We start from the raw sequence: 12349 nt of genomic DNA, 5'->3' as shown, positions 1-12349 counted from the left end.
TCTCTTCACAAAGGCTCCCGCTGGCATCTCTCGTTACACAGCCTTACGCCGCGCTGATCCGCCAGATCCCGAATGGCTGGTAGGCTGGGTCGATCCGCATGAACTGGTACTTGCCGTACCAGGTCCAGCGGTGTCCATTCATCAAATCCTCGCCCTGGGTCTGGGCGTCGTCCGGCAAGCCCATTTCCCAAAGGGGCAACTCGAAATTCGCTTCCTGGGGGTTGTGCGGGTCCAGGCTCACCGCCACCAGGACAAAATTGCTGCCGTCGGGCGTGCGCTTGCCGAAAAACAGAATGTTGTCGTTCCAGGCGTTATAGATTTTCAGGCCCAGATGAGTGTGCAGCGCCGGGTTCTGCCGACGGATACGGTTGAGCTGGGCGATCTCGGCAATGATGTTGCCCGGCGCAGTGAAGTCCCTTGGACGGATCTCGTATTTTTCCGAGTCGAGGTACTCCTCCTTGCCCGGTACCGGCGCCGATTCGCACAATTCGAACCCCGAGTACATGCCCCACAAACCCGAGCCCATGGTCGCCAGCGCCGCGCGAATCAGAAAGCCCGGGCGTCCCGACTCGTGGAGAAAGGCCGGGTTGATGTCGGGGGTGTTGACGAAAAAGTTCGGCCGGTAGCACTCGCGCAGGGGCGATTGGTTGAGCTCGGTGAAGTAGGTGGCCAGCTCGGCCTTGGTGTTGCGCCAGGTGAAATAGGTGTAGCTCTGGGAATAACCGACCTTGCCCAGCCGCGCCATCATCGCCGGCGTGGTGAAGGCTTCAGCGAGAAAAATCACTTCGGGGTACTGCGCCCTCACATCAGCGATCATCCATTGCCAGAACGGCAGCGGCTTGGTGTGCGGGTTGTCGACGCGGAACATCTTCACGCCTTCTTTGACCCAGCCCACCACGATGTCCCGCAGCTCCATCCACAGGCTGGGGATGGCATCGGCCGCATAGAAATCGACGTTGACGATATCCTGGTATTTCTTCGGCGGGTTCTCGGCGTACTTGATCGTGCCGTCCGGCCGCCAGCTGAACCAGCCCGGATGCTGCTTGAGCCAAGGGTGATCCTGGGAACACTGGATGGCGAAGTCCAGGGCAATCTCCAGACCATGATCCGCGGCAGCCGCCACCAGGCGCCGGAAGTCCTCCAGCGTGCCCAATTGTGGATGGATCGCCTCGTGACCGCCCTCCTCGCTGCCAATGGCATACGGGCTGCCCGGATCGTCGGGCCCGGCGGTCAGGGAATTGTTCGGCCCCTTGCGGAAGCTGCGACCGATGGGATGGATCGGCGGGAAATACAGCACGTCGAAACCCATGTCACGGATCATGGGCAGGCGCGAATGCACGTCATTGAATGTGCCGTGACGGTTGGGATCGTCGGTTATCGAGCGGGGAAACAGCTCATACCAGCTGGCAAACTCTGCCTCCTTGCGCTCCACATCCAGCGGGTATTCGGGACTGATGCTCAGGTAGGGCCGGTGGTCGGCCAACGACATGAGATCGGCGCTGCGTGGCGCCAGGAACAGCGCCACCTGCTCCTCCGGCAGCAGGCCCGAGAGTTCATGGTGCAACGCGGCCAGTTGCTCGCTCAACTCGCCGTCGCTGCGCTCGGCGGCCAGTTGCACATGGTTGCGCCCTTCCTGCAATTCCAGGCTGATGGGCACGCCGGCGCCGTATTTCTTTTCCAGCTCATAACGAAAGCTGGCGAACTGGTCGAACCAGGCCTCGATGCAAAACACATAACGGCCCTGCGCGGGTACGTTGAACTGGCCTCGCCAGCTGTTGTTGCCCAGGTCGGTCATGACCTCGCTGTTCCAGACTTCATCGTCCAGCGCCCGCCAGCGGATCCGCACGGCCAATTTATCGTGACCATCGGCAAACACCTTGCTGGTCACCGTCACGTCCTGCCCCGCCACAGCCTTGGCGGCAAACTGCCCGCCATCGATCACAGGCATGGTGTTTTCAATTGCAATACGCGGCAGCAACAAGGCGTGGGACAGCGGCAAGTGCGGGTTGTACGCCAAGTCAGTCGGGTGTTCAGCAGTCATCGAGCATCGCTCCTTTTACGCCCCATGGACGTTGTGGCAGTAAGGCCCAGCAGTCCTTGAAAGAAGATCCCTGAAAAAACTCACTTAAACTCCGAACCGGACCGGCGACCAAAAGTTCAGCGCGATTTGCCTCGATGCACTCGGGATCAAAGCCGGCCCGACATGGTCAACAAGCATAAGCACGACTCACGCCATGTGCCTCACGGAGACCCGTCCCGATGAATATCCCCATCCCGGCCGAAACCCCTGACCCCAACATCGACGACCCCACCCTGCCGCCTCCAGGCCCCGACCCGGAGCCCATTCCGGAAAACGATCCCCCGCTGGATCCACAGCCGCCGTTGGGGGATCCACCGAACGAGAAGCCGCCGGAGCGGGTTTGACAAATCGACCTGGGCTACAAAAAACCTGTGGGAGCGAGCTTGCTCGCGAAAACGACCTGCCTGCCACTGAAGTATCCACTGACACACCGCTTTCGCGAGCAAGCCCGCTCCCACAAATATGACTTGACCTGGCAAGTCACGGCTTATCCTCCTTCTCCAACGCCCGGACGATCACCGGCATCACGCTGAAAATCACCAGCGCCAGAATCGTACTGAGCACCGCCGTCGCTTCCCGACCGAGCCCGGCAGCCACCCCGATCGCGGCGGTCATCCACAGACCGGCGGCGGTGGTCAGGCCTTTTACGTGGCTTTCATCACCGTCATTGTTTTTCAGGATAGTGCCCGCGCCAAGAAAGCCGATCCCCGCGACGACCCCCTGGATCACCCGGCTCATGGCATCGGCCTCTGAGCCGGACATCTGCGGCACCAGCACAAACAAGGCCGCGCCCAGCGCCACCAGCATGTGGGTCCGCACGCCGGCGGCCTTGCCCTTGTGTTCACGTTCGAAGCCCAGGATCCCGCCAAGCAACGCGGCCATGACCAGGCGCACGGTGACCCGTGTCATCTGTTGCGTGTCGCCAATGTCGGCGAATTCGGATTGCAGGGTGATCCAGACTTGATGCCACCACGTTTCCATACAGCCTCCTCTTGCAGCCGATAAACGATGGACCGCAAGCGGCGCCAGAGGTGCGGCCGACCGCTGATCCGACATGGCGAACCCTGACTTTGGGGCGACGCCTAACGCTTATCACCCCACAAAGGAGCAGCATCATGACCATGAGCATCGTCGACAATACCTATCAGTTCGACACGCTGAACGGCCCGATACAGTGCCAGGCCAATGAGCTGACGATCATCACCGACGCCGACAAAGCCATGTCGGCCGTGGAGCTCAACGGTGAACGGATCTACATCACCGAAGCCGAAGCCGACGCGCTGACCGTCGCCGGTGCGACCGATGGACGTCGCAACCTCAAGGCTACGGACAGTGACTCGGTGATCTGAAGTTGCCGAACACTGCGGTAGCAACGGAATCGGTTCCCTCGCTATCGCGGTGTTCGGTCTTGCCAGGTGCATCAAAGTGTCGCAGGGCTTGGGCTCCAGCGCATCTGATACGGTTTTTATCGAGATACCTGAGTCTGTTATGAAAACAGTTCCATGGTCATAGTGCGCCAGCCAGATAGCGGCTGATGAGCACCGACCATGAGCGATAGAATCCCCGTCCAGTTGATACAGACCTTCGAACCTTCGCCGCGCAAGTCAACGGCCAGGACCACCGATAACCTGATCCACACCCGCAGCTTCACCGGTCTGTTCCGCACCCTGCGCATGAGCGGTGCCGGTTTTCTGTTCCTGCTGTTCTTCGGCACGGTATGGTTGAACTGGGGCGGGCGCCAGGCGGTGCTCTGGGATCTGTCGGAAAGCAAGTTCCACATCTTCGGCGCGACCTTCTGGCCCCAGGACTTCATCCTGCTGTCGGGACTGTTGATCATCGCCGCCTTCGGCCTGTTTGCGATCACCGTGTTCGCCGGTCGGGTGTGGTGCGGCTACACCTGTCCGCAAAGCAGTTGGACCTGGATCTTCATGTGGTGTGAAAAAATCACCGAAGGCGATCGTAACCAGCGGATCAAGCTGCAAGCCGCGCCCTGGAGCCTGAACAAGCTGCTGCGCCGCTCAGCCAAGCACACACTGTGGCTGGGCATCAGCCTGCTCACCGGCCTCACCTTCGTCGGCTATTTCACCCCGATCCGGCCGTTGGCCGAAGCGTTGCTGACGTTGCAAATAGCCGGTATCAGCCTGTTCTGGGTGCTGTTCTTCACCGGCGCGACCTACCTCAACGCCGGCTGGCTGCGTGAGGCGGTGTGCATGCACATGTGCCCCTACGCACGGTTCCAGAGCGTGATGTTCGACAAGGACACGCTGACCATTTCCTATGACGCCGCCCGTGGCGAGATCCGGGGCCCGCGCAAACGCGAGGTGAACCCGGCCAATATCGGCCTGGGCGATTGCATCGACTGCCAGATGTGCGTGCAGGTCTGCCCCACCGGCATCGACATCCGCGACGGCCTGCAGATGGAATGCATCGGTTGCGCGGCGTGCATCGACGCCTGCGATTCGATCATGGACAAGATGGGCTACGCCCGTGGCTTGATCAAATACACCTCCGAGCATCAGTTGCAAGGGGGCAAGACGCATCTGCTGCGGCCCCGGCTGATCGGCTACACCGCCGTGCTGCTGGTGATGATCGCGGCGCTGGTGGTGGCGCTCGTGGAGCGGCCCATGGTTTCGCTGGACGTCAGCAAGGACCGCGGCCTGTTCCGCGAAAACAGCCAGGGCCTGATCGAGAACATCTACAGCCTGAAGATCATCAACAAGACCCAGCAGCGCCAGGATTATCGCGTATCCCTGGTGGAAGGCGATGGCTTCGTCCTGCAGGGCAAGACGCAACTGAGCCTGGCGCCGGGGGAGATCGTCGATGTCCCGGTGTCGGTGGCAATGCTCAGCGAACGGCCCCGCAGCGGCTCGCAGGAGATGACTTTCAAGGTGGTCGACAGTGACGAACCCGAGATCTACAGCGTGGCCAAGAGCCGTTTTGTGGCGCCGATGAATCGGTGACGCTTTAAGATGCGAAGCACCTGTGGAGATGCAAAACACTGTGGGAGCGAGCTTGCTCGCGATAGCGGAGGGTCAGCCTGCATCAATGCTGAAGGTACAGCCGCCATCGCGAGCAAGCTCGCTCCCACAGGTTGAGAGAATGCAACCCATGTATTTTGAGACCGGACCCGCCATGAAACGCTACGAGAAATTCGCCGACGACATCGCAGAACTGATCCGCTCCGGCATGCTGGGGCCGGGGCAGCGGGTGCCGTCGGTGCGTTACGCCAGCCAGACCTATGGCGTCAGTCCTTCCACGGTGTTCCAGGCCTACTACCTGCTGGAACGACGCGGGCTGATCCGGGCCCGGCCGCGCTCCGGCTACTTCGTCAACCACCATGCACCGAGTCCGTTTTCCGAGCCGGTGATCAGCAGCCAGGTGCATGAATCCACCAAAGTCGACGTCAGCGAGCTGGTGTTTTCGGTGCTGGAGTCGATCAAGGACCCCGCGACCGTCCCCTTTGGTTCGGCGTTTCCCAGCCCGACGCTGTTCCCCCTGCAACGCTTGTCCCGCTCGTTGTCCAGCGCCACACGAGACATGGACCCGCGGGTGGTGGTCACGGACATGTCGCCGGGCAACCCGCAGTTGCGTCGGCAGATCGCCCTGCGCTACATGGTCGGCGGGCTGATGTTGCCCATGGAGGAACTGCTGGTCACCAACGGCGCCCTTGAAGCCCTGAACCTGTGCCTGCAAGCCGTGACCGAGCCCGGCGATCTGGTGGCGATCGAGGCGCCGGCGTTCTACGCCAGTCTGCAAGTGTTGGAACGACTCAAGCTCAAGGCCGTGGAAATTCCCGTGCACCCGCGCGACGGTATCGACCTGGATGTATTGGAACAGACGCTGGAGCGCCATCCGATCAAGGCCTGCTGGTGCATGACCAGTTTCCAGAACCCCATGGGCGCAACCCTGCCCGAAGAGCGGAAACAGGCATTGGTGGCCCTGCTGCGCCGTCATCAGGTACCGCTGATCGAGGACGATGTCTACGCCGAACTCTACTATGGCCAGCAGGCGCCGAAACCGGCCAAGGCCTTCGACACCGAAGGGCTGGTGATGCACTGCGGTTCGTTCTCCAAGAGTCTGGCACCGGGCTACCGCATCGGCTGGGTCGCCGCCGGTCGCTATGCCCGGAAGATCGAGCGATTGAAGCTCATGACGTCCCTGTGCGCCTCGATGCCCGCCCAGGCCGCCATTGCCGACTATTTGCAACACGGTGGCTATGACCGGCACCTGCGCAAACTGCGCTACGCCCTGGAAGAACAGCAGAGCGCGATGCTCGCCGCCATCGCCCGCCACTTCCCGGCCCAGACCCGTGTCAGCCAGCCGGCGGGCGGCTATTTCCTGTGGCTGGAATTGCCGGAGCAGATGGACTCGCTGAAACTGTTCCAGATGGCCCTCGCCCAGGGCATCAGCATCGCGCCAGGCCCGATCTTTTCACCGACCCGACGGTTCAGGAACTGCATCCGGTTGAACTATGGCAGCCCGTGGACAGAAGCGTCGGAGAAGGCCATGGAGACGTTGGGGCGGATTATTCGGTCGTTCTGATTTGGGGGTTGCCTGTGCAGGCCTCATCGCGAACAGGCTCGCTCCCACACTGGACCGCGTGCAGCCGCAGACTCATGGTCGAAACGATCCAAATGTGGGAGCGAGCCTGCTCGCGATGAGGCCGGCACAGATAACCCGGCTCAGCGCCCCCCACCCAGATCCACAAATGTTCCTGTGGCATACGAAGCCTTGTCCGACAACAACCAGATAATCGCTTCGGCCACTTCATCCGGACGACCGCCCCGGGCCATGGGGATGGCCGATTCCAGCTTGCTGACCCGGTCCGGATCGCCACTCAAGGCGTGGAAATCGGTGTAGATGTAACCCGGACGCACCGCATTGACGCGGATACCTTCACCGGCCACTTCCTTGGACAGACCGACCGTGAACGTGTCCAGTGCGCCCTTGGACGCGGCATAGTCGACGTATTCGTTCGGCGAACCCAGGCGCGCGGCCACCGACGAGACATTGACGATGCTGCCGCCCTGCCCGCCATGCCTGGGCGACATGCGCAACACCGCATGCTTGGCGCAGAGAATCGGGCCCAGCACATTGGTCTTCATGATTTTCAGGATGCGGAATTCGGACATTTCGTCGAGCCGGGACTTGTGGGCCACCGTCCCGGCATTGTTCACCAGGGCCGTCACGCGCCCCAGCTCAGCGTCCACCCGGTGGAACAGGCCGACCACCTCGTCCTCGATGCTGACGTCGGCCCGCACGGCGATCGCCTGGGCGCCCTTGGCGCGGACCTGTTCGAGCACGTCATGCGCGGCGTTCTCATCGGACTGGTAGTTGATGCAGATCCGATACCCCTGTTCGGCAGCCAGCAGCGCCGTGGCGGCTCCGATGCCTCGGCCGCCCCCGGTGATGACGATGACTTTATCCACGATTGCTTCTCCCGTTCCCCGGATAGACGTCCGGGCCAAGAATAGCGTTCACGCCGCGCTTTGCACACACCGCTGCGCTTAACGGGCCAGGGCTCGCAGATCCAGCCGTCCGTCCAGCAGTGGCGGGCACCAGTAGTAACCGCCGGTGATCGGCCGGCTCATGCGATACAGCCCATCGGTGATGCCGTCCTCCAGGCCGCTCATGCGCCGCAGTTGGGCTTCGAACGCGTCGAGGGAGAAGCCGAAGGCCAGGAACATCAGGCCGGCACGGTCGCCTTCGATCCATGGCATGGAGCGGCGCACGACGAAGGCCTGCGGGGCGAAACTTTCCTGGGCGGTGCGTTTTACGTGAGCCGACTCCGGTGCATCGTCGAGTTCTTCGTTGTCGCTCAGGCGCCGGCCCATGATGTTGTCGCGCTCATGGGGCTGCATCGCAGCAAACCCGTCCAGATCGTGCTGCCACTGCTGGATCGCGGCGAAGCTGCCTCCGCGAAGCCCGTCGATCCCCTGGGCCAGGGCTGCGGCGATGGCGGCTTCGTCGTGGGGGTTTTCGGTGCCGTCTTCGTAGCCCGTCAGGTCGTGGCCGGTCATGTGGCGGAAGGTTTCATTCATCTGCACCAGGCGCAACGCCGGCGCCAGCGCCGCCTCGATGGCGCGGCTACGGTGCAGCAGTTCGCCACGGTCTTCGCCGTGCAGCCAGCACCACAGTGCGTGCTGGGTCGACGGGTTATCAACGCCCACGCCGGCCAGGGCAGGGAATGCCCGCAGGCCTTCAATGTGCGCACCCAGCGCCTGAACCAGCGATTCCCCAAAGCCGATCACCGCGCGACCGTCCAGTTGCAGCGACAATCTATCGATCGCAGCCGGCAGCGCCTCGACCGATTCCAGGGCGAAAAACAAATGACGGGCCTGAGGCGGAACAGGGGTGGCGAGAATGCCGGGCTGGTAGTAACTCATGTGATCTCCTCTGGAAAGAACGAGAGTTTACCCGCCGGCCGCAGGTTTGTGGTGACTGCCGTACGATGCCCGATACGCCCGGGCCGACTCCTACCCGGCGTAGGAACTCTCTGGCAACACCGTCGGAGGACTCGGAACCAGGCTTGGCGTGAATGACCTCCCGTTGCCTGCTCATTGAAAAGTGCCTAGATTGACCACCCCTCGGTGCACTCAGGCGCCGAAAGTCACTTGATGCACATGCGCAGATGCAGAGTGCGCTTGAACCCGTCGATCCACGGAGAACGGTCAGACATGTACATTGCCAAATCGCTACTCGCAGGTGCTTTCGTCCTGCTGTGTGGAATGCCGCAGGGCTTTGCCCAGGACCGTATCGAGGACACGGTCGACGCGGCGATCCGGCCCTTGATGAAACAACAGGACATCGCTGGCATGGCCGTCGCGGTCACGGTGGACGGCCAATCCCGCTATTTCAACTACGGTGTCGCGTCGAAGGATACGAAAAAACCTGTCACCGAGCAGACCCTCTTCGAGATCGGCTCGGTCAGCAAGACTTTCACCGCCACCCTCGGCGCCTATGCCCTGGCCCAGGGCAAGCTCTCCCTCTCGGACCCGGCCGGCCGTTATGCTCCCGAGCTGCAAGGCAGCGCCCTGGACAGCATTCCCCTGCTCAATCTCGCCACCTATACCCCCGGTGGGCTGCCGTTGCAGTTCCCCGATGAGGCCGACCACCCGCAGCGGATGTTCGATTATTTCAAGGCCTGGAAACCGCTCTACCCGACCGGCACCCAGCGCCTCTACTCGAATCCGAGTATCGGCCTGTTCGGCTACCTGGCGGCCCGCAGCCTGGATCGGCCGTTCGACGAGGCAATGGAAAACGTGGTGATGCCGGGGCTGGGTCTCAAGCACAGTTATCTGCATGTGCCGTCGGAGCAGTCGAGCCGATATGCCCAAGGCTATGCCAAGGACGGTAAACCCGTCCGGGTCGGTCCCGGCGCATTGGATGCCGAGGCCTATGGCGTGAAAACAAGTTCGTCGGACCTGATTCGTTTTGTCGAGGCCAACCTGCATCCTGAAAAACTGGACGCCAACCTGCGCCAGGCCATCGCCACCACGCACACCGGGTTCTACCAGGTCGGCGGAATGACCCAGGGGCTGGGCTGGGAGTTCTACCCTTACCCGATCAGCCTGGAAGCGCTGCTGGCCGGCAACTCGCCACAGATGGCGCTCACGCCACAGAAAGCAGTCCCCCTCGATCCACCTCGCCCGGCGCCGGACAATGCCTGGATCAACAAGACCGGGTCGACGGGCGGGTTTGGCGCCTACGTGGCGTTCGTGCCGGCGCAGAACATGGGCATCGTGCTACTGGCGAACAAAAACTACCCGATCGAGGAACGGGTGAAAGTGGCGCACCGGATCCTGACGGCGTTGGCGGAAAAGTAAGAGCAAAGTGGGAGCAAGCCTGCTCCCATTAGCTCAGTCATCCAACGGCTTCGGTGTCTCCGTCGATTTCGCGGGTTTGCCCGCCTTGCCGGGCTTGGTGCCCTTCGCATCCTTGGTCGGTGCGGGTTCCGGCGCGGGTGGCGGGGCTGGAGGAGTGGCTTCTTTTTCGGCTGCCGGCAATTTATCGACGGTGTCGAAAATGTCTTTCAGTGCAATTGCCCCGGAATGTTCAAGCTTCTTTTCCCCGTCCTTGCCCACCAGGATGATCTTGGTCTGGGCACCGGCACCCAATTTGAGTGAACGGATCAACGCCATGGTGCTCTGCGGGTCCAGGTCTTTGCCGTCTCGCTGCCCTATCGTGTTGAGCACGGTGAAAAGCACCATGTTGCGTTCGGAAAAGCCTTGCTTGCCCGCTGGTTCCTCCAGGGCCTTTTTCAGGCTGACCCAGGTCGGGTCGACAGTACTGGGGGCGATGACGATCAACGGGCGGGACTTGCCTGCCTCCGCCAACAAAGGGGAGTCGCCATCGGCGGCGAACAAGGGGCCGGCGACGGCCAGCAAGGTAGCGAAGGTCAATGACCGAATGAGCATGCGCCTCTCCTTTTGATATTCACGCTGTACTGATTGCACAGGGCGGCGAATGTTCCGTGAGAGAGTCGCCCGATACAGCGCCTGTCTGCCTTGAAGCTTAGGCCAGCAGGTTCATTGCGCAACCGGGGCGCGAGGGGGCGGGAGTCAGCCATGCCTCGCTCCCACAGGGGGCCAGGATGAGTTCAGAACGCTAACTTGAACCCGATCATCGCCAGCATCACCGCCAGGCACGGACGCAGCAGGTCATCGGAGATGCGGCCCGACAAGTGACTGCCCAGGTAGATACCCGGCAACGAGCCGACCAACAGGAAGCCAAGGATGTGCCAGTCCATGTTGCCCATGCTGGCGTGGCCCAGGCCGGCAACCAGGGTCAGTGGCACGGCGTGGGCGATTTCCGTCCCCACCAGGCGCTTGGTCAGCAGAAACGGATAGAGGATGAACAAGGCGACGGTGCCCAGGGCGCCGGCGCCGATGGACGTCAATGCAACCATCGTCCCCAACACCAGGCCGGTGACTACGGTCAGCAGGTTGAGTCGCGAACCCGTGGGGTTGTAGTGTCCGCCGGCGCGATCGTGGGCGAATTGCAGGAGGCGTTTCTTGAACAGGATCGCCAGTGCCGTGGCAAACAGCACGAACCCCAGGGCCTGCTTGATCACCGCGTTCATGGCGTCGGGCGAACTGTGCAGGCTGCTGAGAAACCACAGCGTCAGCCCGACCGCCGGCACGCTGCCCAACGTCAACCAACCCGTGATAGCCCAATCGATATTGCGGTTCCTGGCGTGAACCAGGACACCACCGGACTTGGTAATAGCCGCATACAGCAGATCCGTTCCTACCGCCGTTGCAGGATTGATGCCGAACCACAACAGAATGGGGGTCATCAACGAACCACCGCCGACGCCGGTCATTCCGACGATGAAACCGACCACCAGGCCCGCTACGACTAAACCGACATTACCGAAATCCATCAAACCCGTCTCAGCGCAACCGCAAGGAAAAAACTGGCCGCGAGCATAGCGATTTTTCTTATAACGCCCCTATATCATTGTGATCTATCTTTATGCTTTTCGGCTTTAAGCTATTGCACAGGCAAGAAGTTGAGAAACAGCAGGCTCTGGGCGTAGTTCAACCCGATTCGCCGGTAACGCTCATCCAGCATCTGCGTCAGCAGGTCCAATCGCGCAACGATTTTGCCGAACTCGACGGCGAAGCTAAGGTTACTGCCCTCCTCCGAAATCTCATTGGAGAACAGCAATAACTTGCCGTCCTTATCCTGTCGCTGGCTTAGCAGCCAGGTGGCCTTCTCGATATTGCGCGCCGCGTTGCTGACAAAGCGTGGGTCGATGGTGTCGGTCATGTAGAACTCGAGCCGGTTGCCATGGGCCGTGACCAGCATGCTGCCGATGGCGTAGATAAAGGCACCCACCCGGTCGCCGAGAAATTCCGGGCTCATGGCATAGCTCAGCGCTGCAAGGTCCTTTTTTCCACCCAGGGTCGGCAGAGGCTGCTGTTGCTCGATCGCCATACGCACCTGCTTTTCAGCACTGCGTGCATCGAGGAAACCCGACTTGCGCAGCTCTTCGGGATTGCGCAGGTACAGCTTGTTCATCAGCAGATAAAGGCTCTGCAGGTTGTCATGCATGGACAGCGTGGCCATGCGGTCGACACTGGTCTGCAGAAACTCCTGGGGCTTGGTGTTACTGAACTGCGTGACCATGTCCTGGCCCTGCTGATGAGTGCAACCGCCACTGAGCAGCATGAGGACCACGGCCGGTAGCATCGGACCGCAACGTCGTAATTCCCTCAAGGGATAAAAAACATCGGCCATCGACTCTCGATCTGAGCAGGGGGA

At 61.5% G+C, this 12349-nt stretch carries 12 protein-coding genes; 5 read left to right on the top strand and 7 right to left on the bottom strand.

The genetic code is table 11. The features are described 5' to 3' along the window. Positions 1-43: 43 nt before the first annotated feature. Positions 44-2041 carry an alpha-1,4-glucan--maltose-1-phosphate maltosyltransferase gene (locus EGM97_RS19635; RefSeq protein WP_238964511.1) on the bottom strand — a complete coding sequence of 666 codons (1998 nt, stop codon included), beginning with the start codon at positions 2039-2041 and terminating at the stop codon, positions 44-46. Between the two features lie 218 nt (positions 2042-2259). Here EGM97_RS19635 and EGM97_RS19630 point away from each other — a divergent pair, with 218 nt between their 5' ends. Continuing rightward, a complete protein-coding gene (locus EGM97_RS19630; protein ID WP_238964509.1) occupies positions 2260-2424 on the top strand; it encodes a hypothetical protein in 165 nt (54 codons plus the stop codon). Positions 2425-2560: 136 nt separating this feature from the next. On the opposite strand, the gene EGM97_RS19625 is transcribed toward EGM97_RS19630, so the two are convergent. After that, complete coding sequence (locus EGM97_RS19625) at positions 2561-3061, bottom strand: MgtC/SapB family protein (RefSeq protein WP_238964508.1); 501 nt, start codon at positions 3059-3061, stop codon at positions 2561-2563. A gap of 134 nt (positions 3062-3195) precedes the next feature. On the opposite strand from EGM97_RS19625, the gene EGM97_RS19620 reads away from it, so the two are divergent. The 3 genes from EGM97_RS19620 (at position 3196) to mapR (ending at position 6622) form a co-directional block, all read left to right on the top strand. Continuing rightward, positions 3196-3429: a DUF3203 family protein gene (locus EGM97_RS19620; RefSeq protein ID WP_238964507.1), complete on the top strand. Its 234-nt coding sequence runs from the start codon at positions 3196-3198 to the stop codon at positions 3427-3429. A gap of 198 nt (positions 3430-3627) precedes the next feature. Continuing rightward, positions 3628-5040, top strand: coding sequence for a cytochrome c oxidase accessory protein CcoG (gene ccoG / locus EGM97_RS19615; protein WP_238964506.1), 1413 nt, complete (start codon positions 3628-3630; stop codon positions 5038-5040). 172 nt (positions 5041-5212) lie between these two features. Then, entirely contained in the window at positions 5213-6622 is a 1410-nt protein-coding gene (gene mapR / locus EGM97_RS19610) for a GntR family transcriptional regulator MpaR (protein ID WP_238964503.1), read from the top strand. Positions 6623-6762: 140 nt separating this feature from the next. Here mapR and EGM97_RS19605 read toward each other — a convergent pair whose 3' ends face one another. Together EGM97_RS19605 and EGM97_RS19600 are read right to left on the bottom strand one after the other, a co-directional pair. Further along, a complete protein-coding gene (locus EGM97_RS19605; protein ID WP_238964501.1) occupies positions 6763-7509 on the bottom strand; it encodes an SDR family oxidoreductase in 747 nt (248 codons plus the stop codon). A 78-nt stretch (positions 7510-7587) separates the two neighbouring features. Further along, positions 7588-8466, bottom strand: coding sequence for a Dyp-type peroxidase (locus EGM97_RS19600; RefSeq protein ID WP_238964500.1), 879 nt, complete (start codon positions 8464-8466; stop codon positions 7588-7590). Positions 8467-8757: 291 nt separating this feature from the next. Here EGM97_RS19600 and ampC point away from each other — a divergent pair, with 291 nt between their 5' ends. Further along, positions 8758-9906, top strand: a complete 1149-nt coding sequence (gene ampC, locus EGM97_RS19595; RefSeq protein ID WP_238964499.1) for a class C beta-lactamase — start codon at positions 8758-8760, stop codon at positions 9904-9906. A 33-nt stretch (positions 9907-9939) separates the two neighbouring features. On the opposite strand, the gene EGM97_RS19590 is transcribed toward ampC, so the two are convergent. The 3 genes from EGM97_RS19590 to EGM97_RS19580 form a co-directional block, all read right to left on the bottom strand. Beyond that, positions 9940-10497 (bottom strand): DUF4174 domain-containing protein, encoded by a 558-nt coding sequence (locus EGM97_RS19590; protein ID WP_238964498.1) that lies wholly within the window; start codon positions 10495-10497, stop codon positions 9940-9942. A gap of 182 nt (positions 10498-10679) precedes the next feature. After that, positions 10680-11465 (bottom strand): sulfite exporter TauE/SafE family protein, encoded by a 786-nt coding sequence (locus EGM97_RS19585; RefSeq protein ID WP_238964497.1) that lies wholly within the window; start codon positions 11463-11465, stop codon positions 10680-10682. 110 nt (positions 11466-11575) lie between these two features. After that, the gene (locus tag EGM97_RS19580; RefSeq protein WP_477788836.1) at positions 11576-12325 is read right to left on the bottom strand and encodes a hypothetical protein; all 750 of its coding nucleotides are present in this window, start codon (positions 12323-12325) and stop codon (positions 11576-11578) included. Between the last annotated feature and the right edge of the window lie 24 nt (positions 12326-12349).

The sequence above is a fragment of the Pseudomonas sp. AF32 genome, assembly GCF_022342325.2.
GTDB lineage: Bacteria > Pseudomonadota > Gammaproteobacteria > Pseudomonadales > Pseudomonadaceae > Aquipseudomonas > Aquipseudomonas uvaldensis.
Note: the sequence above shows the minus strand (reverse complement) of the source record. Positions and strands in the feature narration are given on the sequence as shown.